The organism is Micromonospora ureilytica (assembly GCF_015751765.1).
Taxonomy (GTDB): domain Bacteria; phylum Actinomycetota; class Actinomycetes; order Mycobacteriales; family Micromonosporaceae; genus Micromonospora; species Micromonospora ureilytica.
On the sequence record NZ_JADOTX010000001.1, the window covers coordinates 5,385,310 to 5,411,458 of the forward strand.

23 protein-coding genes are annotated in these 26,149 nt (G+C 72.6%); 12 read left to right on the plus strand and 11 right to left on the minus strand.

The window, feature by feature from the left end; genetic code table 11:
• Positions 1-66: 66 nt before the first annotated feature.
• The gene (locus tag IW248_RS24610; RefSeq protein WP_030332093.1) at positions 67-498 is read left to right on the plus strand and encodes a hypothetical protein; all 432 of its coding nucleotides are present in this window, start codon (positions 67-69) and stop codon (positions 496-498) included.
• 392 nt (positions 499-890) lie between these two features.
• On the opposite strand, the gene IW248_RS24615 is transcribed toward IW248_RS24610, so the two are convergent.
• From IW248_RS24615 to dnaK, 5 genes are all read right to left on the minus strand, one after another.
• Positions 891-1,103 carry a hypothetical protein gene (locus tag IW248_RS24615; RefSeq protein ID WP_196928860.1) on the minus strand — a complete coding sequence of 71 codons (213 nt, stop codon included), beginning with the start codon at positions 1,101-1,103 and terminating at the stop codon, positions 891-893.
• 136 nt (positions 1,104-1,239) lie between these two features.
• Positions 1,240-1,680 carry a heat shock protein transcriptional repressor HspR gene (locus tag IW248_RS24620; RefSeq protein ID WP_124815960.1) on the minus strand — a complete coding sequence of 147 codons (441 nt, stop codon included), beginning with the start codon at positions 1,678-1,680 and terminating at the stop codon, positions 1,240-1,242.
• Positions 1,681-1,710: 30 nt separating this feature from the next.
• Positions 1,711-2,892: a molecular chaperone DnaJ gene (gene dnaJ, locus IW248_RS24625; protein ID WP_196928861.1), complete on the minus strand. Its 1,182-nt coding sequence runs from the start codon at positions 2,890-2,892 to the stop codon at positions 1,711-1,713.
• 88 nt (positions 2,893-2,980) lie between these two features.
• Positions 2,981-3,739, minus strand: coding sequence for a nucleotide exchange factor GrpE (grpE, locus tag IW248_RS24630; protein WP_124815956.1), 759 nt, complete (start codon positions 3,737-3,739; stop codon positions 2,981-2,983).
• Between the two features lie 48 nt (positions 3,740-3,787).
• Positions 3,788-5,656 (minus strand): molecular chaperone DnaK, encoded by a 1,869-nt coding sequence (gene dnaK, locus IW248_RS24635; protein ID WP_196928862.1) that lies wholly within the window; start codon positions 5,654-5,656, stop codon positions 3,788-3,790.
• Positions 5,657-5,876: 220 nt separating this feature from the next.
• On the opposite strand from dnaK, the gene IW248_RS24640 reads away from it, so the two are divergent.
• Genes IW248_RS24640 through IW248_RS24650 form a run of 3 tightly spaced genes read left to right on the plus strand, consistent with a single transcriptional unit; the run spans position 5,877 to position 10,660 of the window.
• Positions 5,877-7,697 carry a GTPase domain-containing protein gene (locus IW248_RS24640; RefSeq protein ID WP_196928863.1) on the plus strand — a complete coding sequence of 607 codons (1,821 nt, stop codon included), beginning with the start codon at positions 5,877-5,879 and terminating at the stop codon, positions 7,695-7,697.
• A complete protein-coding gene (locus IW248_RS24645; protein WP_196928864.1) occupies positions 7,694-9,379 on the plus strand; it encodes a GTPase in 1,686 nt (561 codons plus the stop codon). The genes IW248_RS24640 and IW248_RS24645 overlap by 4 nt, the downstream gene beginning before the upstream one ends.
• A 57-nt stretch (positions 9,380-9,436) precedes the next feature.
• Entirely contained in the window at positions 9,437-10,660 is a 1,224-nt protein-coding gene (locus tag IW248_RS24650; protein ID WP_124815949.1) for a hypothetical protein, read from the plus strand.
• Between the two features lie 76 nt (positions 10,661-10,736).
• On the opposite strand, the gene IW248_RS24655 is transcribed toward IW248_RS24650, so the two are convergent.
• Both IW248_RS24655 and IW248_RS24660 read right to left on the minus strand, forming a co-directional pair.
• Entirely contained in the window at positions 10,737-11,360 is a 624-nt protein-coding gene (locus IW248_RS24655) for a phosphatase PAP2 family protein (RefSeq protein ID WP_196928865.1), read from the minus strand.
• Between the two features lie 65 nt (positions 11,361-11,425).
• Complete coding sequence (locus tag IW248_RS24660; protein ID WP_196928866.1) at positions 11,426-12,334, minus strand: hypothetical protein; 909 nt, start codon at positions 12,332-12,334, stop codon at positions 11,426-11,428.
• A 522-nt stretch (positions 12,335-12,856) separates the two neighbouring features.
• On the opposite strand from IW248_RS24660, the gene pdhA reads away from it, so the two are divergent.
• From pdhA to IW248_RS24690, 6 genes are all read left to right on the plus strand, one after another.
• Positions 12,857-14,032, plus strand: coding sequence for a pyruvate dehydrogenase (acetyl-transferring) E1 component subunit alpha (pdhA, locus tag IW248_RS24665; RefSeq protein WP_124815351.1), 1,176 nt, complete (start codon positions 12,857-12,859; stop codon positions 14,030-14,032).
• Positions 14,032-15,021, plus strand: a complete 990-nt coding sequence (locus IW248_RS24670) for an alpha-ketoacid dehydrogenase subunit beta (RefSeq protein WP_124815353.1) — start codon at positions 14,032-14,034, stop codon at positions 15,019-15,021. Before pdhA ends, IW248_RS24670 begins: the two co-directional genes overlap by 1 nt.
• A complete protein-coding gene (locus IW248_RS24675; protein WP_196928867.1) occupies positions 15,018-16,457 on the plus strand; it encodes a dihydrolipoamide acetyltransferase family protein in 1,440 nt (479 codons plus the stop codon). Before IW248_RS24670 ends, IW248_RS24675 begins: the two co-directional genes overlap by 4 nt.
• Before the next feature lie 218 nt (positions 16,458-16,675).
• Positions 16,676-16,813: a hypothetical protein gene (locus IW248_RS24680; protein WP_167492909.1), complete on the plus strand. Its 138-nt coding sequence runs from the start codon at positions 16,676-16,678 to the stop codon at positions 16,811-16,813.
• Between the two features lie 344 nt (positions 16,814-17,157).
• Complete coding sequence (locus IW248_RS24685) at positions 17,158-19,917, plus strand: LppU/SCO3897 family protein (RefSeq protein WP_196928868.1); 2,760 nt, start codon at positions 17,158-17,160, stop codon at positions 19,915-19,917.
• 251 nt (positions 19,918-20,168) lie between these two features.
• Positions 20,169-22,007 carry an NHL domain-containing thioredoxin family protein gene (locus IW248_RS24690; RefSeq protein ID WP_196928869.1) on the plus strand — a complete coding sequence of 613 codons (1,839 nt, stop codon included), beginning with the start codon at positions 20,169-20,171 and terminating at the stop codon, positions 22,005-22,007.
• 32 nt (positions 22,008-22,039) lie between these two features.
• Here the strand turns inward: IW248_RS24690 and IW248_RS24695 are convergent, their stop codons facing one another.
• From IW248_RS24695 to IW248_RS24705, 3 genes are read right to left on the minus strand one after another with little or no spacing between them, the layout of a single operon-like run.
• Entirely contained in the window at positions 22,040-22,789 is a 750-nt protein-coding gene (locus IW248_RS24695) for a LamB/YcsF family protein (RefSeq protein ID WP_196928870.1), read from the minus strand.
• A complete protein-coding gene (locus IW248_RS24700) occupies positions 22,773-23,735 on the minus strand; it encodes a 5-oxoprolinase subunit C family protein (protein ID WP_372432766.1) in 963 nt (320 codons plus the stop codon). Before IW248_RS24700 ends, IW248_RS24695 begins: the two co-directional genes overlap by 17 nt.
• The gene (locus IW248_RS24705; protein WP_196928872.1) at positions 23,633-24,322 is read right to left on the minus strand and encodes a 5-oxoprolinase subunit B family protein; all 690 of its coding nucleotides are present in this window, start codon (positions 24,320-24,322) and stop codon (positions 23,633-23,635) included. The genes IW248_RS24700 and IW248_RS24705 overlap by 103 nt, the downstream gene beginning before the upstream one ends.
• Before the next feature lie 107 nt (positions 24,323-24,429).
• On the opposite strand from IW248_RS24705, the gene trhA reads away from it, so the two are divergent.
• The gene (trhA, locus tag IW248_RS24710) at positions 24,430-25,107 is read left to right on the plus strand and encodes a PAQR family membrane homeostasis protein TrhA (RefSeq protein WP_196928873.1); all 678 of its coding nucleotides are present in this window, start codon (positions 24,430-24,432) and stop codon (positions 25,105-25,107) included.
• A 56-nt stretch (positions 25,108-25,163) separates the two neighbouring features.
• On the opposite strand, the gene IW248_RS24715 is transcribed toward trhA, so the two are convergent.
• The gene (locus IW248_RS24715; protein WP_124821318.1) at positions 25,164-25,451 is read right to left on the minus strand and encodes a DUF6458 family protein; all 288 of its coding nucleotides are present in this window, start codon (positions 25,449-25,451) and stop codon (positions 25,164-25,166) included.
• A 112-nt stretch (positions 25,452-25,563) separates the two neighbouring features.
• Between IW248_RS24715 and IW248_RS24720 the strand changes: the two genes are divergently transcribed.
• Positions 25,564-26,103: a SixA phosphatase family protein gene (locus IW248_RS24720; protein ID WP_196928874.1), complete on the plus strand. Its 540-nt coding sequence runs from the start codon at positions 25,564-25,566 to the stop codon at positions 26,101-26,103.
• The last annotated feature ends 46 nt before the right edge of the window (positions 26,104-26,149 follow it).

Consider the following 26,149-nt stretch of genomic DNA (forward strand, 5'->3'; position numbering starts at 1 on the left):
TTCGCCCCAGCAGCCAGGGTCCGCAGGCAGCGTTGCCAGACGCGGGCGAGAGCGGAAGGTTGGCCGGTGAGCGTGCAGGAGTCGACTTTCCACGGCTTCGCCAACCCCGTCGATCCGACTCCGGCGGAGTTGCGAGCGTGGGCGTACAAGCCCGATTCGGTGCCGTTGGCCTCAATGCCACCCGACTGGGACCTGCTGGTCTCCGGTGACCGACTGGTGTTGACGCTCTTCGAGTTGGCGATGGATCCGACCTGCCCGGCGCGACGTTTCGCGCTGCACTGCCTCTACATCTACGCAGCCGACGGCATCCGGACGAACTTCCGCGCCCACCCCAAGCGCCGTTTCCGGAAGCTCGTCGAACAGGCCGAGCGGGACGGCGACGAGCTGATGAAGATCTGGGCGCACAACGGCCGCGTGCTGTTGGCCCGACCGGATCTCTTCGTCTACCGGGACTGGTGCGAGGGCGGCCTGGTGCGCGAAAACCGCCGCCTCGGCTGAGACGGCCAGGCTGCTCCCTCGCCGGCGTTGGCTGGGTGCTGTTGCTGTTGCGGCCCTTTGGAGCTGATGTCGCGAACGATTCACGCCCGGCCCGCCCAGGATCGGTCAGCCCGGATCGGGCGGGTCAGTCGCGGCCGGTCGAGGTCGGGGCCGGTCAAGGTCGGGGCCGGTCAAGGTCGGGGCCGGTCAAGGTGGGTCGGGGCAGAGCTGTGGCGTGATGTCGTAAACGATTCAGCTCGAAAGGACCTACGCTTCGGCCGGACACCCACCCCGAGCCGAGGGCGGCGTCCCAGCGTCCGGCCCGCACCTCCGACAGCGAACGGGCCGCGACCCCCGCTGCGGCGAACGGGCCGGGACCCCCCGTGGGTCCCGGCCCGCACGTCGGTCACCGGTCAGTCCTGCTTGCGTTCCGTCTCGCCTCGGCCCTGGTCGTCCGCGTGGCCCCGGTCGCCTGCGTGGTCGCCGTCTTCGGCGAACCGACCGGCGATGATCCGGTCCCGGTAGGTCCCCTCGGTCACCTTGTCGAACTTCTCGCGGACGGTTTCGGCCAGGTTCTCCAACCGGTCCTCCGTCTGCTGGGCCATCTTCTTCGCCGGCTCCGCCATCGCTCCCCCTCGCCATGCCGGTAGGTCCGTATTAAGCCGATTGGACCCTTATCGACAGGCTAACCGAAGCGGCCCGGACCGCGCCGGGAATCCAGCGCGGTCCGGGCCGAGAAGACAGATCCGGGTGAGCGGCAGGTCAGCGATCGGGTGTGCGGCGGGGGCGCCACACCACCAGAGCGGTGGACGTACGGTTTGTCGGCACCAGATCCCGGCCCGGGAAGCGGGCCAGCGACTCCAGTTCGGCCACCCGGCGGTACGCGGCGTCCAGCTCCGCCTCCAGCCGGGCAACCCGCTGCTGCGCCTGATCCAGCAGCCGCTCCAGCCCGATGATCCGCTTGACGCCGGCCAGGTTGATCCCGTCGTCCTGGCTGAGCCGCTGCACCTCGCGCAGCAGCACCACGTCGCGGACGCTGTAGCGACGCCCGCCGCCAGCGGCCCGGCCGGGCTGCACCAGCCCCAGTCGGTCGTACTGGCGCAGGGTTTGTGGGTGCATCCCCGCCATCCGCGCCGCCACCGAGATCATCAGCACCTTGGCCTCGTAGGCAGGGTCGCCCGAACCGAGGAACTCGCCCGACATCCCGCTCACCTCCGCGTCCATTCCACCGGACTAACTGACTCGACGCACCCGTGCGTCGAGATGTTCCCGGGCCGCCGGCGGGGTCTGCTCGGCGAACGACTCCAGCGTCGTGCGCGCCTCGTCCGACAACCGGGCCGGCACCACCACGTCCAGTGTGACCAGCAGGTCACCGGCCTGCCCGTCACGGCGGACCACACCCTTGCCGCGGGCCCGCAGGACCCGCCCGCTCGGCGTCCCCGGCGGAACGCGCAGGGTCACCGCGCCGTCGAGCGTGGGCACCCGCAGGTCCGTGCCGAGCACGGCCTCCGCGAAGGTGACAGGCACTGACAGCGTCAGGTCGTCTCCGGTACGCCCAAACAGCTCGTCCGGCCGAACCTTGACCTGCACGAAGAGGTCACCAGCCGGGCCACCGCGCTCGCCCGGCTCGCCGCGCCCGGCCAGCCGGATGCGTTGACCGTCGGCCACCCCGGCCGGGAAGCGCACGTTCATGGTGCGGGTCTTTGTGACACCGCCGCTGCCGTGGCACTCCGGGCACTTCTCCTCGACCACTGTGCCGACGCCCTGGCAGTTGCGGCACGGTTCGGAGAAGCTGAACGACCCCTGGTCGCGGGTGGTCACGCCGGCACCGTGACAGACCGGGCAGGTACGCGGCTGGGTGCCGGGCTTGGCCCCGTTGCCGTGGCAGGTGTCACAGACTCCCGGGGCGCGCAGGGTCAGGGGCAGCGTCACCCCGCGCACCGCGTCGCCGAAGTCCAACGCCACCTCGGTCTCCACGTCCCGGCCACGGGCCGGGCCGCGCGGTGCGGCCTGCCCACCGGCCTGACCTCCGCTGAAGATCGAGCTGAACAGGTCCTGGAAGCCGGCGCCTCCGAAGCGGCGATCGCCGCCTCCGGCGCCGCCGAACATGTCGGAGACGTCGAACGGCATGCCGCCCGGCTGACCTCCACCCCGGGCGTTACGCCGGAACGCGCCCGAGCCGAAGAGCGAACGCATCTCGTCGTACTCGCGACGGCGGCCGCTGTCCGACAGCACGTTGTACGCCTCGGACGCGGCCTTGAACCGCTCCTCGGCCTTCGGGTCGCCCGGGTTGTGGTCCGGGTGCGATTCCCGGGCCACCTTGCGGTACGCCTTTTTGACGTCATCCGCGGAGGCGGCCTTGTCCACGCCGAGCACGGCGTAGAAGTCCTTCTCGATCCAGTCCTTCGAACTCACCGGTCCACCTCCTTCCGACCCTGGTGGCCCGGCCGTCCCGCCCACCGCTGCTGCGCGGTGGGCGGGACGGCCCGGTCACTGTCTGGCACTATTCCGGATCCGCGACCGCGACCAGCGCGGGGCGCAGCAGCCGCTCACCGAGCTGGTAGCCGCGTCGCATGACCTGCACGCAGGTCGGCTCGCTGACGTCGGCCGAGGTCTGGTGCGCGACCGCCTCGTGCCGGGTCGGATCGAACGGGTCACCCTGCTCGCCGAAGGCGTTCAGGCCGAACTTGCCCAGCGCGGTGGTGAGCTGTTCCGCCACCGTGCCGAACGGCCCGACCAGGTCGCCATGCTCCCGGGCCCGGTCCAGGTCGTCCAGGATCGGCAGCAGTGCGGCCAGCACCGAGCCGGTCGCCTGCTCCTGCACGAGGCTGCGGTCACGGTCGACCCGCTTGCGGTAGTTGGCGTACTCCGCCGACACCCGCTGCAGGTCCCTGGTCCGCTCGTCGAGCTCGGCCCGGAGCGCCTCCAGCTCGGCGCCGAGCGAGGTGCCCGTGCCGCCGCCGTCCACCGGCTGCGCCGGGGCGTCCACCACCGGCGGACCGGACGGCTCCGGCCCGTCGGTGGAGTTGACCTCGACCTCGATCTCGTCGACCACGACCTCGGCGTCCTCGACCAGGCCCTCGGCCGGTACGCCGGTCTCCGCGTCGGCGGCGGTCCCCTCCGGCTCGGAGGTGTCGACGAGCTTGCGGTTGTTGCGGATGACGACCCGCTCGCCGTCGCCGGTGGTCGGCTCCGTGGTCGCGGAGCCACCCGGCGTCGACCCGGTGTCGTCCGGGTCGGCGGCTCGTGGCTTCTGCGTCATACGGCTACCTCATCCCCTTCGCGGTGGACAGGTGTCGGAGGCCGACGGTCACTTCTTGCCGTCCTCGTCCACGATTTCCGCGTCGACCACGTCGTCGGCGCCGCCGGCCTGCGGGCCGGTCGCGCCGGTCGCGCCGGTCGCACCCGGGCCGGGCTCGCCACCCGGCTGCTGACCCTGCTCGGCCTGCTGCGAGTAGAGCAGCGAGCCGGCCTGCTGGGAGACCTGCGCCAGCTTCTCGTGCGCGGACTTGATCTTCTCGATGTCCTGACCGCCGAGGGCGCCACGCAGCTCGCCGAGCGCCTCGTTGAGCTGCTCGCGGTTCTCGCTGGGCAGCTTGTCGCCGCTCTCGGCGAGGAACTTCTCGGTCTGCCACTGGAGCGCCTCGGCCACGTTGCGGGTCTCGGCGTCGTCGCGGCGGCGCTTGTCCTCCTCCGCGTGCTCCTCGGCGTCCCGGCGCATCCGCTCGATGTCGTCCTTCGGCAGCGAGGAGCCGCCGGTGATCGTCATCTTCTGTTCCTTGCCGGTGCCCAGGTCCTTGGCGTGCACGTTGACGATGCCGTTGGCGTCGATGTCGAAGGCGACCTCGATCTGCGGCACGCCGCGCGGCGCCGGCGGGAGGCCGGTCAGCTCGAAGGTGCCGAGCTTCTTGTTGTAGGCCGCGATCTCCCGCTCACCCTGGAACACCTGGATCAGCACCGACGGCTGGTTGTCGTCCGCCGTGGTGAAGACCTCGGAACGCTTGGTCGGGATGGTGGTGTTGCGCTCGATCAGCTTGGTGAAGATGCCGCCCTTGGTCTCGATGCCCAGGCTGAGCGGGGTCACGTCGAGCAGCAGGACGTCCTTGACCTCACCCTTGAGCACACCGGCCTGGAGGGCGGCGCCGACGGCGACCACCTCGTCCGGGTTGACGCCCTTGTTGGGGTCACGACCGGTGAGCTGCTTGACCAGGTCCGTCACGGCGGGCATCCGGGTCGAACCGCCGACCAGGATGACGTGCTCGACGTCGGAGATCTTGATCCCGGCGTCCTTCACGGCCTGCTCGAACGGGCCCTTGCAACGGTCCAGCAGGTCCTGCGTCATCCGCTGGAACTCGGCGCGGCTGAGCGTCACGTCGAGGTGCAGCGGGCCGGCCGCGCCGGCGGTGATGTACGGCAGGTTGATGTTGGTGGTGGTGGCGGCCGACAGCTCGATCTTGGCCTTCTCGGCTGCCTCACGGAGCCGCTGGAGGGCCATCTTGTCCTGAGACAGATCAATGCCGTGCTCACCGCGGAACGTCTTGACCAGGTGGTCGATGATCCGCTGGTCCCAGTCGTCGCCACCGAGCTGGTTGTCACCGCTCGTCGACTTGACCTCGACGACGCCCTCGGCCAACTCCAGCAGCGACACGTCGAAGGTGCCGCCGCCGAGGTCGAAGACCAGGACGGTCTGCTCCTTGGAGCCCTTGTCCAGCCCGTACGCCAGGGCGGCCGCGGTCGGCTCGTTGACGATCCGCAGCACGTTGAAGCCGGCGATCTCACCGGCCTCCTTGGTGGCCTGGCGCTGGCTGTCGTTGAAGTAGGCCGGGACGGTGATCACCGCGTCGGTGATCTGCTCGCCCAGGTACGCCTCAGCGTCCCGCTTGAGCTTCATCAGCGTCCGGGCCGAGATCTCCTGCGGGGTGTACTTCTTGCCGTCGATGTCGACGGACCAGTTCGTGCCGACCTCGCGCTTGACCGACCGGATCGTCCGGTCCGGGTTGGTCACCGCTTGACGCTTGGCGACCTCACCGACGAGCACCTCGCCGTTGCGGGCGAACGCGACGATCGACGGAGTCGTCCGCGACCCCTCAGCGTTGGCGATGACGGTGGGCTCACCGCCCTCGAGAACGCTGACGCAGGAGTTCGTCGTGCCGAGGTCGATACCGACCGCACGTGCCATCTTCGCTTCCTCGCTTCGTAAGGTTGTGCAGGTGACGGGCGTCGCCCGTGGGCTGCTGGCGAGCACCGCCCGCAGCGGGCCCCACCACAAGTTGAGTGAACTTGACTCAATAGTGCCACGCGTTGGCCAATCGTCAAGTTGACTTGAGTCACCCCGACGCAACCCACCCGTTATTACCGTCCGGTTGTCTTCCCTTGCATCGGTCGGGCACGCTTTAGCGGTGACGACGCACGGCGATCCCGCCACCCGTTCCGGCGCGCCCGCCGTCGCAGCCCGCACCGACCCGCCGGACGCCGCGGAGGAGCCGCCCGCCACCACCGGGGACGACGGCCTCCCCAGCGCACTGTCGGGCCTCCGGGAGGCGATCGGCGCGACCCGGTATCCCCTCGCGCTGCCCTCTGCCAGCTCCGCCCGGCACACCGCGACCGCCCTCACCGACCAGCTCGACGACTACCTGCTGCCCCGACTCGCCCGCCTGGACGCCCCACTGCTCGTGGTGGTTGGCGGCTCCACCGGCGCGGGCAAGTCGACCCTGGTCAACAGCCTGGTCAAGGCACGAGTCAGCGCCGCTGGCGTGCTCCGGCCGACCACCCGCTCCCCGGTGCTGGTGTGCAACCCGTCCGACGCGGCCTGGTTCCGGCAGGGTGACCTCCTGCCGGGGCTGACCCGCACCACCGAGCCGAGCGACGATCCGCGCGCCCTGCACCTCGTCACCGCACCGGCTCTGCCCGCCGGGCTGGCCTTCCTCGACGCGCCCGACATCGACTCGGTCGTCGACGCCAACCGGGCGCTGGCCACCCAACTGCTGGCCGCCGCCGATCTGTGGCTCTTCGTCACCACCGCCGCCCGGTACGCCGACGCGGTGCCCTGGGAGCTGCTGCGCAGTGCCCGTGCGCGCGGCGCGGTGATCGCCATGGTGCTGGACCGGGTGCCCGCCGAGGCCATCGACGAGATCGCCGCGCACCTGACCGAGATGCTCGCCGAGCAGAATCTCGGCCGGGCGCCGCTGTTCGTGTTGCCCGAAACCTGGGTCGACGGCCAGGGGCTGCTACCCGAGGGAGTCACCGCGCCGCTGGCCGACTGGTTCGCCCGGCTGGCCGCCGACGTGGACGCGCGGGCGGCGGTGGTCCGCCAGACCCTCGACGGGGCGCTGGCCGCACTGCACCCCGCCGTGGAGGATCTGGCCGACGCCGCCGACGAGCAGCTCGCCGCCGCCGACGGGCTGGACGAACGGGTCCTGGCCGCGTACCGGGGAGCCGAGCGCACCGTCGAGCAGGGGCTTCAGGACGGCCGCCTGCTCCGAGGTGAGGTGCTCGCCCGCTGGCAGGAGTTCGTCGGCACCGGCGAGCTGTTCCGCACGCTGGAGGCACGGATCGGCCGCCTACGGGACCGGGTCGTGGCCGCCGTCACCGGCCGGCCGGCACCCGCCGTCGAGCTGCGCAACGCCATCGAGTCCCAGCTGGTGACGCTGCTGCGCGGGGTGGCCTCGGAGGCCGCCGAATCCGCGTACACCGGGTGGAAGGCGCACCCGGCCGGCACCGGGCTGCTCGATCCGGCGCTCGCCCACCCGAGCGACGACCTGCCCGAACGCGCCGAGCGCATGGTCCGGGACTGGCAGCGCGGAGTGCTGGAACTGGTTCGGGTCGAGGGCGGTGACAAGCGGTTCGTGGCCCGCACCGCCGCGTACGCGGTGAACGCCACCGGGCTGGCCGTGATGATCGCCGTCTTCGCCTCCACCGCTTTCATCCCGACCGGGCTGGAGTTGGCCACCGGCGCCGGCACCACTGTCGCCGCGCAGGCCGTCCTCCAGGCGATCTTCGGTGACCAGGCGGTGCGTACCCTCGCCGCCAAGGCCCGCGCCGACCTGCTGGACCGGGTGCGGACGCTGCTCGACGCGGAGGCCGACCGTTTCTTGAGCCGCACCGCCGACGCCCGCCCCGCCGCGGACGCCGGCGACGGGCTGCGCCGGGCCGCCGGCCGGGTCGAGCTGGCCCGGCATCGCAGCGGGCTGTCCGCCGGCGAAGAGGAGGGTCACCGGTGAGCAACATCGCCGGCCGGGTACGCGAGGTGTTCCGCGGGGACCAGCGGGTCGACGCCGACGCGCTGATCGCCCGGCTCGACGCGGTACGCCGGTTCCTGACCGCTGTGGACGGTCTGCTGCCGGACGCCGACCTGGTGCCCGCGCACACACTTGTCGAGCGGGCCGGCACCCGGCTCGCGCTGTCCCGGGACCACACAGTGGTCGCCCTGGCCGGCGCCACGGGCAGCGGCAAGTCCAGCCTCTTCAACGCGTTGGCCCAGCTGGAACTCTCACCGGTCGGGGTCCGCCGGCCGACCACCGGCGTCACCCACGCCTGCGTGTGGGGGCCGTTGGAGGGCGCCAACCATCTGCTCGACTGGATCGGCGTACTGCCCCGACACCGCTTCGTCCGGGAGAGCGCCCTGGACGCGGACGACGAGACGGCCCTGCACGGGCTGATCCTGCTCGACCTGCCCGACTTCGACTCGGTGCAGCGATCTCACCGACTTGAGGTGGACCGCCTCCTCGGCCTCGTCGACCAGGTGGTCTGGGTGGTCGACCCGCAGAAGTACGCCGACCGGGTCATCCACGACAGCTACCTGCGCGAGTTCCACAGGCACCGCGACGTCACACTTGTCGTGCTCAACCAGGCCGACCGGCTGCCCCCGGCCGAGGTGCCCCGGGTCATGGACGACCTGCGTCGGTTGCTCGACACGGACGGGCTGACCGGTGTGCCCCTGCTGGCCACCACCGCCATCGATCCGGCCGGGATGGTCGGCCTGCGCAACGCCCTGGAGCGCACGGTCGCCGAGCGGCAGGCCGCGTTACGCCGGCTCGCGGGTGACGTCGACACGGTCGTCGCCGGTCTGGACGAGCTGGTCGGCTCGGCCCGGCCGGCCGGGGGCCCGGACGACACCGCCATCAACGGGCTGAACCGGGCGTTGGCCGGGGCGGCCGGGGTGCCCGCGGTGACCGAGGCCGTGGAGCGGGCGTACCGGCACCGGGCCGGCGCGGCCACCGGCTGGCCCGTGGTCCGGGGCTGGCGGCGGTTGCGACCCGACCCGCTGCGTCGGCTGCACCTGCCCGGCCCGACCGGTGACCAGGCCGACCCGGCGGAGAGCCTGGTCGCGGCCACCTCGGTACCGGACCCGACGGCCGCCCAGCGCTCGGCGCTCGGCCTCGCCATCCGCGCGGTGGCCGACCGGGCCGCCGCCGACCTGCCCGCCCCCTGGCCCGGCGCGGTGACCTCCGCCGCCCGGTCCCGCCTCGGCGACCTGCCGGACGCCCTGGACCGCACGATCGCCGGCACCGACCTCGGCCTCGACCGTCGACCGCTGTGGTGGCGGATCGTCGGCGGTGCGCAGTGGCTGGTCACCCTCGCCGCCGTGGTCGGGCTGGGCTGGCTGGTGCTCGGCTACGCGCTGCGGGCGCTCGGCCTGCCCGCGCTGGACAACCCGATGGTCGGTCAGGTGCCGCTGCCGACAGTGCTGCTGCTCGGCGGCCTGCTGGCCGGCCTGCTGGTGGCGGCGCTGACCCGTCCGGTGGTGCGTTGGGCCGCCCGGCGGGTCCGGGCCCGCGCCGAACAGCGGCTGACGGCACGGGTCGCCCAGGTGGGCGACGAGTACGTGCTGGCACCGGTACGGATCGTGCTCGGCTCGTACGCGCAGGCACGCGACGCGCTGCGGGACGCCGCACGCCGCTGACGCTCCGCACGGCCCGCTACCGCTCTGAGTACGCCCACAGCGGCGTAGGGTCGGAGCATGGCCACGCCTCAGACCCCCTACGACGCGGTGCTGCACGCCGCACGCGACGTGACCAAGCTGGAGTCCGCCCTCGACGCCGAGATGCTCGGCAGCGCCCTGCTGGGCAGTGTCTACGCGATCGCGGAAACCGACCGCGACACCGCCGTACGGGAGTTCGTCACCGGTTTCCTCGCCGCCACCACCCGTCGCAGGGTCGCGGCGGCGACCACCATCCGGCAGGTCTTCGCCACGCTCGTCCCGACCGCCGAGGGCGCCGAGCGGGTGCGTCCGGGCAGCCAGGCGCCCACCTGGACGACCCAGCTCGGCCGGGTGCACCTCACCGGCACCTGGGCGTACGGCGACGTGTACGGCGATCAGACCTCCTACCTCGCGACCTTCGCCTACGACGACGAGTCCGGTGGCTCGGAGCACGCGCTGGTGGCCCTGGTGGACCACAACATCGGCATCACCAAGGACGTCTTCGTGGGCGGGCCGGCCGAACGGATCCTGGACCAGGTCCGGCAGATGTGCGCCGACGACGAATTGACCTGGTTCCGTACCGAGGATCCAGCCCGGTTCCGGGGCGAGGTGGCCCGCCATCTGGCGGTCACCGACGACCTGGGCGAGTTGCCCGGCGAGGGGTCGCTCGCCACCGACCGGGCGTTGGTCGGTGCCCGGCTGGCGATGCTGCCCACCGCGGCCGACCCGACCGGTCCGGCGGAGGTCGAGCCGCTCTCCGCGGCCGAGCGCACCGACCTGGTCCGGCAGTTCCTCGCCGCGCCGGAGGCCGTCCGCTTCGGGCTGGACGCCGTCGACGGCCCGGAGTTGGCCTCACTGCACTTCTGCCTGAGCCTGCTGCTGGACCACTCGGCGAGCTTCCCGGACGCCGACCCGATGCGCTGGAGCCCTGCGGTGTCCGGGCTCTTCCTGCTCGACTGGGTGCACCGCCGGGCCGTGCTGGACATGGACGACGCGGCGATGCTGCCCCGGGTGCTGCGGGCCTGGGCGCGGTACGCGTCGCGCCAGCGCGGGCTGCCCGAGGCGGCGGCGGCGCGCACCGACGAGGCGATCGAGGAGATGGTGCCGGAGTTCGCCCGCCTCTACTCGACAGGTGAGCGGCGCAGCGCGGCCACCGCCGCCGTGGCGCAGCTGATGGCCGACGGGGTGGATCCGGACGACCCGGCCGCGCTGGACGCCTGGATCGAGGCGAACCGGCACCGCCTCGCCGACGACGGCGCCTGACGGCGTCCGAGGGTGGGCGGCTCCGCGCCGCCCGCCCCGGACCGGCCGGCACGGCCCGCCCCGGTAAGGCGCAGCGCTAGCGCAGCGGACCGAAGACCACAGCGGCGATCAGGGCGCCGAGCGCACCTCCGGCCAGCACCTGGGCGATCGTGTGGTCCCTCAGCCGCACCCGGGACCAGCCGACCACCGCCAGCAGCGGTGCGGCGACGACCAGCCGCGTCCCGAAGGTCAGCATCAGGATGACGAGCGTGCCGGCGGCCACCGCCGAGTGGATCGACATCTTCCACCAGTGGCTGACCGACACGGCGACGACGAGGCCGACCAGCCCGGCCACCGCCAGCGCCAGCACCGGGCGGGGCGCGCCGAACACGGCGAGCAGGGCGAGCCCCGCCGCGACCGAACCGAGGCCGACCAGCAGCGGCGCCCGGCGCTGCTCCCGGCGGCCGACGTGGTGGTCGGTGAGCCGGCCACGGCGTACCCCGCCGACGATGTAGGCGAACGGGATGCCGGTGACGAAGAGGGTGGCGAGCAGACCCCAGGCGAGGCCCTGACCGGGGCGGCTCGCGCTGTGCCAGCTCACCGTGAGGATCAGCAGCGACACGAGCACCGCCGGTGCGGTCACCTCGGTGACCAGCCGGGCGATCCGCAACCCCGGGCCGGGCCGGGTGGTGACCGGGCGGAGTTCCGCACCGCCGCCCACGCCACCCCCTCCGGTACGCGCCTACCGTCGAACACCGCCGGCACCGGACGGGCCGCGTGTGCTCGTCACCGTACCGTCGGCGACACCGCGAGGTGCGTCGGTCCGGCCAGCGGCGCCGGGCTGACGCTGGGCGTCGGGGCGACGGCCGACGGCGACGGGATCGCCGGGCTGGGCCGGCGGGTCGGTACCGCGGGCGGTGTGGGTGTGGGGGCCGGCACGGACCGGGTGCTGGTCGGCACGGCGGTCGCGGTCGCGTCGTCGGTCGGCGTGGGTGTCGGCCCCAGCGTCGGGTCCAGTGTCGGGTCCAATGTCGGCGTCGGGTCCAGCGTCGGGCTCAGGGTCGGATCGGGGTCGGCCGAGCCGGTCGGATCCGGGTCGGTGGGATCCGGGTCCGGTGGATCGGTCGGGTCGGTGGGATCCGGGTCGGGTGGATCGGTCGGGTCGCTGGGATCCGGGTCCGGCGGATCGGTCGGGTCGGGGTCGTTCGGCGGCGGCGGAGCGCCGGGCGGGGGTACGGGCGGAGAGGTGCTCCGCGTGGGTTTCGGCGCCACCGCCGGGGCGGTCGTCGGCAGGGCCGGCCCGGCATCGGCCGCAGCAGGACCCTGCAGTGGACGCCGCGGGGCGGCGGGCAGCCAGCCGCTGGTCGGTCCGACGCTGGGCGTGCCGAGCGGCGGAAGCGGCGGTTGGCTGGTCGTCGGCAGCGGGATCACCACCGGCCCGACGGACGGGGTCGGGATGAACGGGGTGCTGCTGTCCGGCAGGGCGGTGCTGCCCGGGGTGGCCGAGCCCGCGCTGATCGCGGCGAGGATGGGCATCGACGCGGTGCCGGCCAGTAGCGCGACGGTGAGCAGGTACCCGCGGGTGGGGCCACCGGCGCCGGGGGCACGGTGAACGCCGACCATCCGGCGATAGCCGCCGACCGACCGGTGCCGACCAAGCGCTGGTGTGCCGGGACCGTCACCTGGCTCGTACACCGCGCACCCCTTGTCGTCGACTGTCGGAGACATGGATGAACGCCGCCGGGGCAAGAACCCGACAAATAACCCGATAGGCGCGATCCTGCGGGAATCAGCCTCGCGCAGTCACCCTGCGTCAGCCAACCTCCACCGCGTGTCGACACGCGATGCTGGCCGAACGGTGACGAATCGTGCCGCAACGCATGGGAAACGTAGGCCGGCGTGATGGCGACAAACGGCGTCAAAGCGGTGGCGGTCGGAACGCGGGGGCAGGCGTACTGTGGGCGCGCTCACCTGCTCTGCGAATATGGAGCACGACGGCAACGCAGCCGTGACCTCCGCGCACCCTCGCGGCAGGCGCGGTTGAACGCCGGCGCTCCCGATCCGGGTTCGGCCAGAACCCGGTTCACGCCGTGCGGCAACCCCCACCGGGGCTAGGCGCGGCCGCCAGGAACCGGCCCGGCAGCAGCCGGGCAGGCGCACGAGTTGCGCGGCCGGGTGACCCCCCGGTGCCGACGCAGACACGACAGGGAGAGACCGATGGCAAAGGGCGACCCCGGGGGCACCACCCGCAGCAGGCGGGCCACACCCCGCTCCAGGAAGGGCGCGGCCGGCGACCCCGCGCTGGTGCAGCTACTCACTCCCGAAGGCGAGCGGATCGACAGCGCCACCGGGCCGGACGGCACCGAGTACCGCGTCGACTTCACCGACGAGGAGTACCGCGGCCTCTACCGCGACCTGGTGCTGGTCCGGAAGCTGGACGCCGAGGCGACCGCCCTCCAGCGCCAGGGCGAGTTGGGCCTCTGGGCCAGCCTGCTCGGCCAGGAGGCCGCCCAGGTCGGCTCCGGCCGGGCGCTGCGCACCCAGGACATGGCCTTCCCGACCTACCGGGAGCACGGCGTCCTCTACTGCCGGGGCATCGACCCGATCATGCCGCTCGGCCTGTTCCGCGGCGTCGACCAGGGCGGCTGGGACCCGAACGAGTTCAAGTTCAACATGTACACGATCGTCATCGGCGCGCAGACCCTGCACGCGACCGGCTACGCGATGGGCATCACCATCGACGGTAAGACCGGCACCGACGACGGTGAGGCCGCGATCGCCTACTTCGGCGACGGCGCCACCAGCCAGGGCGACGTGAACGAGGCGTTCGTCTGGGCCAGCGTGTTCAACGCGCCGCTTGTCTTCTTCTGCCAGAACAACCAGTACGCGATTTCCGAGCCGCTGGAGCGGCAGACCCGGGTCCCGCTCTACCAGCGGGCCGCCGGCTTCGGCTTCCCCGGCGTACGGGTGGACGGCAACGACGTGCTCGCCACGTACGCGGTCACCCGCACCGCGCTGGACAACGCCCGCCTCGGACAGGGGCCGAGCCTGATCGAGGCGTACACCTACCGGATGGGCGCGCACACCACCTCCGACGACCCGACCCGCTACCGCATCGCGAGCGAGGTCGAGGCGTGGCAGGCCAAGGACCCGATCGCCCGGGTCAAGGTCTTCCTGGAGAAGCAGAAGATCGCCGACGCGGACTTCTTCGCCGAGATCGACGAGCAGGCCCGCCGCGAGTCGGTGCACCTGCGCGAGCGGGTGCTCGCCATGCCCGACCCGGAGCCGGTGACGATGTTCGACCACGTCTACCCCAACGGGTCCCCGCTGCTCGACGAGCAGCGCGCGAAGTTCAGCCGCTACATGGAGTCGTTCGAGGGGAGCGCCCACTGATGGCCACGGAGACGCTCACCATCGGCAAGGCCCTCAACACCGGTCTGCGCCGCGCCCTCGAGAACGACCCCAAGGTCATCATCATGGGCGAGGACGTCGGCAAGCTCGGCGGCGTCTTCCGGATCACCGACGGTCTGCAGAAGGACTTCGGCGACCAGCGGGTGATCGACACCCCGTTGGCCGAGTCCGGCATCATCGGCACAGCTGTCGGTCTGGCCATCCGTGGCTACCGACCGGTCTGCGAGATCCAGTTCGACGGCTTCGTCTACCCCGCGTACGACCAGATCGTGTCGCAGGTGGCGAAGATGCACTACCGCTCGGGCGGCCGGCTCAGCATCCCCATGGTGATCCGGATCCCGTTCGGCGGCGGCATCGGCGCGGTCGAGCACCACTCCGAGTCGCCGGAGGCGTACTTCGCGCACACCGCCGGCCTGAAGGTGGTGACCTGCTCCAACCCGCAGGACGCGTACGTGATGATCCAGCAGGCCATCGCCTCGGACGACCCGATCGTCTTCCTGGAGCCCAAGCGACGCTACTGGGAGAAGGGCCAGGTCGACCTGGACGCGCCGCTGTCCGACGCGTACCCCCTGCACTCGGCCCGGGTCGTGCGGCCCGGCACCGACGCCACCGTGCTGGCCTACGGCCCGATGGTGCGGACGTGCCTGGAGGCGGCGACCGCCGCCGCCGAGGACGGCCGGGAGCTGGAGGTCATCGACCTGCGCTCGCTCTCGCCGCTGGACCTGACCGCGGCGTACGAGTCGGTGAAGCGCACCGGCCGTGCGGTCGTGGTGCACGAGGCACCGTCCAACATCGGCCTCGGCGCCGAGTTGGCCGCCCGGATCACCGAGGAGTGCTTCTACTCGCTGGAGTCGCCCGTGCTGCGGGTGACCGGCTTCGACATCCCCTACCCGGCTGCCCGGGTGGAGGAGGAGTTCCTGCCCGACCTCGATCGGGTGCTCGACGCCGTCGACCGCACCTTCGGCTGGTGAGCGACATGTCCCGGATCAAGACGTTCAACCTGCCCGACCTGGGCGAGGGGCTGACCGAGGGCGAGATCCTGGCCTGGCTGGTCAAGGTCGGCGACACCATCGAGCTGAACCAGCCGATCGTCGAGGTGGAGACGGCGAAGGCGGCCGTGGAGATCCCGGCGAAGTGGGCCGGGCAGGTGCAGGCGATCCACCACCCGGAGGGCACCACTGTCGAGGTCGGTACGCCGATCATCGCGATCGACACCGACCCGGGGGCTGGCCCGCTGGAGACGCCGTCGACCACTGCCACGCCCAGCGGTGACCTGCCCACCCCGTCGGCGGCCTCGCTGGCTGCGGTGGAGGTGGCACCGGCCGAGGGCATGATCGAGCCCGGCCTGATCGGTGGTGCGGCCCCTGGTGGGCGGACGGCGGTGCTGGTCGGCTACGGCCCGCGTACGACCGCCGCGAAGCGCCGCCCCCGCAAGGGCGAGGTCCCCGCGCAGGCCGTGGCGACCCCCGCCACCCCCACGATTCCGGCACCACAGGTCCATGATCGACCCCGTGGGGCGAGCGGCGGCGTGTTGGCCAAGCCGCCGGTGCGCAAGCTCGCCAAGGATCTCGGGGTCGACCTCGGCACGTTGACCGGGTCGGGGCCGCTCGGCTCGATCACCCGGGAGGACGTGCAGCAGGCGGCGAGCGGCGCGACAGTTGTGGTTGCCGAGCCGATCGCTGCGGCGACCGCGCCCAGCTTCGGAGCGGACCGGGAGCAGCGCATTCCGGTCAAGGGCGTCCGCAAGCTCACCGCCGAGAACATGTCCCGTTCGGCGTTCACCGCCCCGCACGTGACGGAGTTCCTGACCGTCGACGTGACCCGGGCGATGAAGGCACTGGACCGGCTGCGCGGCCGCCGGGAGTGGCGCGACGTACGGGTCTCGCCGCTGCTGCTGGTGGCGAAGGCGGTGCTGCTGGCGGTGCAACGGCACCCGATGGTCAACTCGACCTGGGCGGGCGACGAGATCGTGGTCAAGGAGTACGTCAACCTCGGCATCGCGGCGGCCACCGAGCGCGGTCTGATCGTGCCGAACGTCAAGGACGCCGGCCGACTCTCGCTGCGGGAGTTGGCGGACGCGCTGACCGACCTGGTGCAGACGGCGAAGTCCGGTCGCACCTCGCCTGCGGCCATGTCCGGCGGCACCCTGACCATCACCAACGTCGGCGTTTTCGGGGTGGACACCGGCACACCGATCCTGCCGCCGGGTGAGTCCGCGATCCTGGCCTTCGGTGCGGTGCGGGAGATGCCCTGGGTACACAAGGGCAAGGTCAAGGTTCGCCAGGTCACCACGCTGGGGCTGAGCTTCGATCACCGGATCATCGACGGTGAGCTGGGTTCGAAGTTCCTGCGGGACGTCGGCGACTTCCTCACGGATCCGGAGGCGGCGCTGCTCGCCTGGACCTGATCGTTCGGAACGCCAGCCACGGCCGGTGTGCCACGGCTTAACGCCCGGCACACCGGCCGTGTCCGTTGGGCGACGGAACCATCGGTCAGACGGCCTGTTGACCTTTGATTGTTAGGCAGGTGTCTCAGCTCACCTAATAATCGATGGAAGTTCCCCGGCTTCTGCTGTTGAATAGAGGCATCAGGGGCTGACAACCGAATAGCCAGGGGGACCCACCAATGAGCATGATCGAGCGAATCCGCAACCACCGCGACGCCACCCGCCGCGCCCGTGCCATCGAGCACGCGCTGCGCTCGGCGAACTCGCCGGCGGTTCGCGAGGAGATCCTCGCCATCGCCCAGCGTCACATGAGCTGACGCTCCACGACATTCCGCACCTCCTCCAGATCGATGGCCCACCCGGCCCACCGGGTGGGCCATCGGCGTTTCCCAGCCACCGACCACCGGGATTCCGCCCTGCCGCAGCGCCCGGTACGGTGGGCTTCGGTCGCCGCCCGCCGACCCGGCAGAGGCCGAACCGACAGAAGCTGCTCGACACCAACCGGCGACGGTGAGTGACGGCCAGTGCTCCTTGGACGTGTCGTGCCACCACCCGATACCGTGCGGGGAGCCGGCGCAGCGGTACGCCGGTGACGCCGGCAGCCATGCCGAGGAGACCGATCGGCACCGGCGAGCCGACATGTGATGGAGGAGGCGCACCCATGACGTCCGAGGGCCCGCACCGCCCCGGCCAAGAGCCGGACGAGGTGTCACCGGGCGCCGGCGGACCGGCGCCGTACGGCGACCGCCCGGCGCAGCCGGACAACGGCCAGAACGCCGCCGGTCCCGACCTGGGCTGGGCACCCCCGCCCCCGACGCGGTCCAACCCGTCGGCGCCGGCATGGGCGACCCAGCCGGAGCAGCCACCGGCCCCCGCCTGGGGCGCCGCCGCTGCTCCGCAGCCCAACGACCCGGCGCAGCCTGCCTGGGCCGCGGGCGGTGGCGCGAGCGAGCCGCCGCAGCAGCAGCCCGGCGGGTGGCCCGGCAACGATGGCGCGTCCGCTCCGGCGCAGCCCGACCCCTGGGCCGCCCAGCAGCAGGGCTGGACGCCCGCCGAGCAGACCTCACCCGCGCCGGCCTGGACCCCGAACACCCCCGCTGAGCAGCCCGACTGGGTGCAGGTGCAGCCGGCCGCGCGGGGCGCCGCGCAGGTTCCCCCCGCCACCGCCGCCTGGCCCGCCCAGGAGGACCCGGCCAACGGCTGGGGCGGCGCGGCGCAGGCCGACCCTCCCGCCGCTGACTGGCGCGGGGCAGAGTCTGCGCAGTCCGACGCACCGCAGGCCGCCGGCTGGTCCGGTGGCGCTCAGCAGGACCAGGGCGCTGGCAACAGCGGCTGGCCCGCCGGCGGTGCCCGGGACGACCAGCCGGTGTGGACTCCGGCGGAGCAGTCGCCACCGGCCTGGGGGCAGCCCGCCGAAGCGACCGAGCAGCCCGCCCCCGGCTGGGGTCAGGCCGCCGAAGCGACCGAGCAGCCCGCCCCGGGCTGGGGTCAGGCCGCCCAGCCGAACGCCGCCCGTGGCGCTGCCCAGGTCCCGGCTCCGACGACGACCTGGCCCGCCCAGGACGACCCGGCCAACTCCGGCGGGTGGGCCGCGCAGCAGCAGGCGCAACCCGCAGGGTGGAACGACGGCAGCGACGCACGGCAGGACCAGCCCGCGCGGCAGGACCAGCCCGCTCAGCCGGCCGCCTGGGGCGCCGCCGAGGGCCGCCCACAGCAGCCCGACTGGGTGCTCTCCCAACCTGAGCAGCCGACTGAGCGGCCGGAGCAGGCGGCGTGGACCCCCGCGGAGCCGAGCAACCTCCCCGCCCGTGCCAGCGCCAGCGTGCCCACCAGCGACGGCACGCCCAACTGGGCCGCCAGCCCGGACAACGCCGCACAGGGCAACTCCGGCGGTGTGGCGGAGGTCGAGCCGTGGGCGCCCGGTGAGGTGTGGGGTCGCGCGGAGGCCGAAGCTTCCGCGCAGTCCCGTGGCGGCTGGGAGGCCGACCGGGGCGACGAGGCACCGGTCTACCAGCCCGGGCCCGCGCCGGGCATCTCACCGGCGAACGCGGTACCGCTGCCTCCGCAGGAGCAGCGCGTCCCGGGTGCCAGCCTGGCCGCCGCCCCGCCGGCCGACTACGCGCCCCAGGCCCAGTTCGCTCCGATCCCCGAGCAGCCCGCCTACGCCGAGCGGGAGACCCCGGACGCCGCCGCGCAGTACGGTGGCCGCTCCGAGGACGTCCCAGCGAGCGGCGCGATGGTTCCTGCCCCGCGTACCTCTCCGGAGTCCGGAGCGGGCCGCGCGGTCGTACCGGTGTCGGACGCCGAGTCGGCAGCCGGCGCGGCGGCCCGGGCCACGGCGAGCGCTTCGGTGCCGCTGGCCAGCCGGGTGATGCCCCCGACCGACCAGGCCATCCGACCGACCGGCACGGCAACACCGCAACCCCGGGTGTACGGCCGCCCGGCTCGACCGGAGCCGGAGGCCGAGCCGGAGCCGGAGGCGTTCCAGGGCGACCCGGGCGCGGACCGCCAGGGTGCTCCGGAGTGGCAGAACGACGCGCCACGGCAGGCCACGCCCGACTGGCAGAGCGAGGGGCAGCGGCAGATCGCCCCCGACTGGCAGAACGACGCGCAGCGGCAGATCGGGCCCGGCTGGGGCGGCGAGCCTCCGGCCGATCCGCGCTTCGACGACCGGCAGCCCCCACCGAACGCGTTCAACGAGGCCCCGGGTGCGCCACCGGCGTTCCCGCCCGGTGTGCCGTCCTTCGTCGACGCCCCGGGCAACAACAGGCCGGTGAACGGCACTCGGCCGCACGCCGGTGCCGAGCCGCCGGCGGACCAGTTCGGCGGCCCCGCGTCGCCTGCCGCTGGCACGGTGAACGGGACGCCGACCTTCGGTGCGCCGAACTTCGGTGCGCCGGGCTCCAGCGGGCCGGACTTCGGCGGCCCGGGCTTCGGCGGTCCGGCGACCGAGCCGGCGCCGGGCGGCGCCTTCCCGCCGTCATTCCCGCCACCGCCGCAGTCCGCGCCGTCCTGGGGCCAGGAGACCGGCCAGGCCGACCAGGGCCGGTTCGACTCGTTCAAGCCGGCCGCCGACGAGCCAAAGGTGGAGCCACCGACGCCGAAGGTACGCAACGGCCGGGTGCTGGCCGCAGTGCTGATCGCCGCCGTGCTCATCCTGGCGGTGCCGCTCGGCCTGCTGCTACTGCTCGGCAAGGTCGGCGGAGACGACGCGCCGGCCTTCGACCCGGCGGTCGGCACCTGCGTGAAGCAGTCCGGGCAGGGCGGCGCCACTGCGGCGGACTGCGGCGAGGCGAGCGCGTTCACGATCGTCTCGAAGGTGGACGCCAAGGAGAAGTGCGCCGACCCGACGCAGCCCCACGTGGTGCTGCCGGGTGGGGGCACCAACCGGGTGCTCTGCCTGAAGCCGGCCACGAAGTAGTTCCACCGACGGCGGGGTCACGGGCAACCGTGGCTCCGCCGTCGTCGTACCCGCAGGTGGTGTCGGCATCTCGGGCACAATCCGGTTGTGGAACGTGAGTTGGTGTTTGCCCCTTGATCGTTGGCAGCTGAGCAACCCGACACGCCGAGCACCGCACTGCTGAGCTGCCAACGATCGCCACGACGATCCCGAGCACGCTTGTCGTACGGGTCACGGCGGCTGGGTCCACGGGGCGTGGCAGGCTGACAGGCATGGGAACGACAGCGCGTGTACGCGCCCCCGAGCTACGAGGCCGGCAGTGGCTCAACACCGGTGGGCGCGAACTGAAGCTCGCCGACCTTCGCGGCAAGATCGTGATCGCAGATTTTTGGACGTTCTGCTGTATCAACTGCCTGCACGTGCTCGATGAGCTGCGCCCGTTGGAGGAGAAGTACGGCGACGTGCTCGTCGTGATCGGCGTGCACTCGCCTAAGTTCGAGCACGAGAAGGACGCCGACGCGCTCGCCGCCGCCGTGGAGCGGTACGGGGTGCACCACCCCGTACTCGACGATCCCGAGATGGACATGTGGCAGCAGTACGCGGCCCGGGCCTGGCCGACCCTGTCGGTGATCGACCCCGAGGGTTACGTGGTGGCCACCATGGCCGGCGAGGGGCACGCCGAAGGGCTGGCCCGACTGATCGACGAACTGGTCGCCACCCATGAGGCCAAGGGCACCCTGCACCGGGGGGACGGCCCGTACGTTCCGCCGCCGGCACCGGAGACCGCGCTGCGCTTCCCGGGTAAGGCGGTGTTGCTGCCGAACGGCAACCTGCTGGTCTCGGACTCGGCCCGGCACTCCCTGGTCGAGGTCGACCCGGACGGCGAGACGCCGGTACGTCGGATCGGCTCGGGTGAGCGGGGCCGGGCGGACGGGCCGGCCGCCGCGGCGACGTTCTCCGAGCCGCAGGGGCTGTGCCTGCTGCCCACGCATGTCGCCGAGGTGGCCGGTTACGACCTGGTGGTGGCCGACACGGTCAATCACCTGCTGCGCGGCGTACGGCTGGAGTCCGGTGAGGTGGTCACGGTGGCCGGCAGTGGGCGGCAGTGGCGTGCCGAGGTCGACGACCACGCCCACGACGCGTTCGCCGTCGACCTCTCCTCCCCGTGGGACCTGGCCTGGTACGACGACAAGCTGATCATCGCGATGGCGGGCATCCACCAGCTCTGGTGGTTCGACCCGATCAAGCGGACCGCCGGCATGTACGCCGGCACCACAGTGGAGGCGCTGCGTGACGGCCCGCTGGCCGAGGCGTGGATGGCGCAGCCGTCGGGGCTCTCCGTCACCGCCGACGGCACCCGGCTCTGGGTGGCCGACAGCGAGACCAGCTCGGTGCGGTACGTGGAGAACGGGGTGCTGGGCACCGCCGTCGGGCAGGGCCTGTTCGACTTCGGGCACGTGGACGGTCCGGCGGAGTCGGCGCTGCTGCAGCACCCGTTGGGCGTGTGCGCGCTGCCGGACGGGTCGGTGCTGATCGCGGACACGTACAACGGCGCGGTGCGCCGCTTCGACCCGGCCAGCAATCAGGTCTCCACCGTCGCCGACGGGTTGGCGGAGCCGAGCGACCTGGTGCTCACCCCGTCCGGTGAGGTGCTGGTGGTGGAGTCCGCCGCGCACCGGTTGACCCGGCTCGCGCCGGGCGCCCTGTCGGCGGCGGGTGCCAGCACGGTGGACGGGCCTCGGCACCGCACCGAGCGCAAGCCGACCGACGTGGCGGCCGGCGAGGTCACCCTGGACATCGTCTTCACCCCGGCGCCGGGGCAGAAGCTGGACGAGACGTACGGGCCGTCGACCCGGTTGGTGATCTCCGCGTCCCCGCCGGAGCTGCTGGTGGAGGGTGCTGGGACGGGCACCGAGCTGTCCCGCCGGCTGGTGCTCAACGGCGAGATCACCGCGGGGGTGCTGCAGGTGACCGCGCAGGCGGCGACCTGTGACGCGGACGTCGAGCACGCGGCGTGCCACCTGACCCGGCAGGACTGGGGCGTACCGGTCCGGGTGGTCGACGGGGCCGTGACCCGGCTGCCGCTGGTGCTCCGCGGCCTGGACGCCTGACCCGCTCGGAGGGGCCGGTTGGGCCCCTCCGGTCAGGCGAACGGGGTCACTGTGACGCCGGCGTCGATCAGGGTGGCGCGGACGAGTTCGGCGGCGGAGACCGCGCCCGGGGTGTCGCCGTGCACGCAGATGGAGTCGACCGAGCAGGGGATGACGGTGCCGTCCACCGCCACCACGCTGCGTTCGGTGGCCATCCGTGCCGCCCGTTCGGCCACCTGCTCCGGGTCGGTGATCACCGCGCCCGGGGTGCCGCGCGGCACCAGCGCCCCGTTGGGCAGGTAGGCGCGGTCGGCGAAGGCCTCGGCGACCACCGGCAGGCCCGCGCCGACGGCGAGTTGGGCGAGCGTCGAGCCGGGCAGGCAGAGCACTGGCAACTCGGGGTTGTAACCGCTGACCGCGGCGACCACCGCCGCTGCCTGGGACTCGTCGGTGCTGGCCGCGTGGTATAGCGCGCCGTGCGGCTTGAGGTAGCGGACCCGGGTACGGAACAGCCGGCAGAACGCGTCAAGCGCCCCCAACTGGTAGGTCACCTCGTCGCGTAGCTCGGCGAAGTCGTACGCGATGTGCCGCCGGCCGAAGCCGGCCAGGTCCCGGTAGCCGACCTGCGCGCCCACCGCGACCCCGCGTCGCGCGGCGCCCTCGCAGACCCGCCGCATGGTGGACGGGTCGCCGCCATGAAAGCCGCAGGCGACGTTGGCGGAGGTGACGAGGCTCAGCAGCGCCTCGTCGTCGCCGAGTCGCCAGATGCCGAATCCCTCGCCCAGGTCAGCGTTGAGGTCCATGGAATCTGACGGTAGTCCCTGGCCGGGCCTGCGCGAGCGCTGTCACGTCGGTGACCACCCCGATGACGGGGTATCCACCGGTGGTCGGATGGTCCGCGAGGAAGATCAGGGGTTGTCCGTCCGCCGGCACCTGCACCGCGCCGAGCACGATGCCCTCGCTGGGAAGTTCGCCGGCGACCGCGCGGGGCAGCGCCGCGCCGGCGAGCCGCGCGCCGACCCGGTTGCTCACCGGGCTGACGGTGTACGCGCTGCCGAAGAGCCGGTCGAACGCGGTCGGCGTGAACCAGTCCTCCCGTGGACCGGGGCCCAGCAGCAGATGTATCTCCTCAGGCGGTGTGGGGCTCACGGTCAGGTCCACCGGTGCGGGGGTGCCGACCGGATCGCCGAGCGGCAGCCGATCACCGTCCCGCAACGGAGGCGGGCCGAGCCCGGAGAGGGTGTCGGTGGCTCGGCTACCGAGCACCTGTGACACGTCGATGCCACCCGCCACCGCCAGCCAACTCCGTACGCCCCGTCGGGCGGGACCGATCCGCAGCACCGTCCCGGCCGGCACGCTGAGCGGGCGTCCGGTGTCACCCGGCCGAACGCCCGCCTGCACCGGAACGTCGGCGCCGGTGACCGCCACGGTGGTGGCCCGGGTCAGCCGCACTGTGCAGCCGGTCAGGGTGATCTCCAGGCCGGCCGCGTGCTCCGGATTGCCGACCAGCCGGTTGGCCAGCCGCAGGGCGGCCGGGTCAAGGGCGCCGGATCGGGGTACGCCCAGGTGCGCCCAGCCGGGCCGACCCAGATCCTGCACGGTGGTGAGCGCGCCGGCGCGGAGCACCTCGATGGCGGCCGGGTGGGTCACGCCGCCACCATCCGGACCGTGGTGCCCGGACCGAGCCGGGCCGGCGGGTCGGCGGCCACGTCGAACAGCACCAGGTCGGTCCGACCGACCAACTGCCAGCCGCCCGGCGACGCGCCCGGATAGATGCCGGCGTACGGGCCGGCCAGCGCCACCGAGCCGGCCGGCACTCGGGGACGAGGCGTGGCCAACCGGGGCAGCGCCAACTCGGCGGGCAGCCCGGTCAGGTAGGGAAACCCGGGAGCGAAGCCGCAGAACGCGACCTGGAACCGGGTGCTGGTCAACCGCTGCCGCACCGCCGGCACGTCCACCCCCCAGTGCTCCGCCACCGCCGGCAGGTCCGGCCCGTCGAAGGAGACCGGCACGACCACGTCCGCCGCGTCGTCGTCTTCGTCTTCGTCTTCGGCGTTGGCGTTGGCTTCGGCGTTGGCTTGGTTGGGGCGGGTGGTCGCGGCGGCGACGTCGGACGCCCATCGGGTCAGCTGCTGGGCCGTGGTGGTCGGGTCGGGCAGGCCGTCGAGGAGCACGGTCCGGGCAGCCGGCACGATCTCGACGGCGATCAGGTCGCCTCGCTCCCGACGCCGCCACAACTCGGACCGCCACGCTTCGACAAGCGCGGCCTCGGGGAAGTCGGCGGGGGTGGTGCAGTCGAGGAGCAGGGCGTGCGCCCCGACCTGTCGGATCCGCATCCGCTCATCCTCGCCGATGTCGTGCCGATCCGGTGTTCACGATGATGGTGCCGGGTGTCACCAACGCCACTACTTCCAAGTAACCTACGGTGCCGTAACCTGACTGGGTGACCACCTCCGCCCCGCTTCGCCTGAAGCCGGTCGACATCGGAAAGCCCCGGATGCGCGGCTGGCTACACACGTACGCCTTCTTCGTCGCAGTGGTCTGCGGCATCGTGCTCTGCTCGATCGCCGCCACCCGACCGGGGTGGGCACCCCTGGTGAGCTGCCTCATCTACAGCCTGACGGTCTGCGGGCTCTTCGGCACGAGCGCGCTGTACCACCGTCGTGTGTGGTCGGAGCGCGGCTACCAGGTGATGCGCCGGATGGACCACTCGATGATCTTCGTGTTCATCGCCGGCACGTACACACCGCTCTGCGCGATGCTGCTCGCGCCCCGGCCGGCCGCCGTGATGCTGGCCCTGGTCTGGGGTGGCGCGCTTGCCGGCGTGGCGGTCAAGGTGGTGTGGCCGCACGCACCGCGCTGGGTGTCCGCGCCGCTCTACCTGGCGCTGGGCTGGGTGGCGGTGGCCATGCTGCCGGAGATCCTGCACGGGGGCGGCGTCGCGGCGCTGGTGCTGCTGATCATCGGTGGCGCGATGTACAGCGTCGGCGCGGTCTTCTACGCGTTGCGCCGGCCCAATCCGTGGCCGACCGTCTTCGGCCACCACGAGTTCTTCCACTCCTGCACGCTGCTGGCAGCGCTCTGTCACCACATCGCGATCTACTTCGCGCTCTTCGCCTGAGCACACGCGAGCCGGGGCCCCGCGACGCTGCGGGCCCCGGAGTGTGTGAGCGAGGATCAGACCGGTCGGCCCGGCCGACGCACCTCGCGGTACTCCTGCATCACCTGGTTGTCCTGGACCGGCACGACCCGGTCGGCCACCACGCGCTCCTCGCGTACCGGCGCGGCGACCACAGTGCGGCGGCGGCTGCTCCAGAAGTAGAGGGTGGCGAGCAGGCCGGCGACGCCGGCGAGCATCAGCACCCAGCCGACGACGGCCAGGTCCAGCCAGCCCAGGTCGGCTTCCACTGCGAACGCGAAGATCGCGCCTAACGCGATCAAGAAGATGCTGCCACCAATGCCCATGTCTCGCTCCTCGGCTCTAACCTGGCGTACGTCGCGCCGCGGCCGTCGGTAGGGGTGCGGCATCCATCGACTTACCCAGGCACGGAGATCGCCAATCGGGCAAGCTGGGAACATGACGGACGCCGACCCCGACACACGGACACTGGTGTTGCTGCGGCACGCGAAGGCCGAGCAGGGCAGCGACGCGGCGGACGACGCCGAGCGGCCGCTCAGCGCACGTGGGAACGCCGACGCGGCTGGGGCTGGGGCCTGGTTGGCGCACCACGGGCTACTGCCCGACGTGGTGATCTGCTCGCCGGCTCGACGTACCAGGCAAACCTGGCACGGGGTGGCGATGGGGATGACCGGTTCGCCGCCGGAGGGCGGCCCGACCGGTCCTCGCCCGACCGTCCGTTATGAGCCGGGCGCGTACGACGCGCACCCCGAGGAGTTGTTGTCGCTGGTTCGCACTGTGGACCCGGCAGCCCGCACGGCACTGCTGATTGCCCACAATCCAGGCATATCGCTACTCTCCGCGCTCCTTGATCCCGAAGGCGTCGACGACGAGGGGTTACGCACCGCCGAGCTGGCGGTGCACAGCTGCCCGCTCGGCTGGGCCGAGTTGAGCAGGGCGGCAGCGCCGCTCACGGCCCGGCACACCGCACGCGGCTGAGCCACCCGCCGACGATCGGCAGGTGGCTCAGGGGTACGCGTCCAGG

What these genes read in the sequence shown, in the direction of transcription:
- IW248_RS24615 (WP_196928860.1), bottom strand. Translation starts at nt 1,103, where the DNA reads ATGGCGGAGCCGGCGAAGAAGATGGCCCAGCAGACGGAGGACCGGTTG.
- IW248_RS24620 (WP_124815960.1), bottom strand. Translation starts at nt 1,680, where the DNA reads ATGTCGGGCGAGTTCCTCGGTTCGGGCGACCCTGCCTACGAGGCCAAG.
- grpE (WP_124815956.1), bottom strand. Translation starts at nt 3,739, where the DNA reads ATGACGCAGAAGCCACGAGCCGCCGACCCGGACGACACCGGGTCGACG.
- dnaK (WP_196928862.1), bottom strand. Translation starts at nt 5,656, where the DNA reads ATGGCACGTGCGGTCGGTATCGACCTCGGCACGACGAACTCCTGCGTC.
- IW248_RS24650 (WP_124815949.1), top strand. Translation starts at nt 9,437, where the DNA reads ATGGCCACGCCTCAGACCCCCTACGACGCGGTGCTGCACGCCGCACGC.
- pdhA (WP_124815351.1), top strand. Translation starts at nt 12,857, where the DNA reads ATGGCAAAGGGCGACCCCGGGGGCACCACCCGCAGCAGGCGGGCCACA.
- IW248_RS24670 (WP_124815353.1), top strand. Translation starts at nt 14,032, where the DNA reads ATGGCCACGGAGACGCTCACCATCGGCAAGGCCCTCAACACCGGTCTG.
- IW248_RS24680 (WP_167492909.1), top strand. Translation starts at nt 16,676, where the DNA reads ATGAGCATGATCGAGCGAATCCGCAACCACCGCGACGCCACCCGCCGC.
- IW248_RS24685 (WP_196928868.1), top strand. Translation starts at nt 17,158, where the DNA reads ATGACGTCCGAGGGCCCGCACCGCCCCGGCCAAGAGCCGGACGAGGTG.
- IW248_RS24690 (WP_196928869.1), top strand. Translation starts at nt 20,169, where the DNA reads ATGGGAACGACAGCGCGTGTACGCGCCCCCGAGCTACGAGGCCGGCAG.
- IW248_RS24695 (WP_196928870.1), bottom strand. Translation starts at nt 22,789, where the DNA reads ATGGACCTCAACGCTGACCTGGGCGAGGGATTCGGCATCTGGCGACTC.
- IW248_RS24705 (WP_196928872.1), bottom strand. Translation starts at nt 24,322, where the DNA reads ATGCGGATCCGACAGGTCGGGGCGCACGCCCTGCTCCTCGACTGCACC.
- IW248_RS24715 (WP_124821318.1), bottom strand. Translation starts at nt 25,451, where the DNA reads ATGGGCATTGGTGGCAGCATCTTCTTGATCGCGTTAGGCGCGATCTTC.
- IW248_RS24720 (WP_196928874.1), top strand. Translation starts at nt 25,564, where the DNA reads ATGACGGACGCCGACCCCGACACACGGACACTGGTGTTGCTGCGGCAC.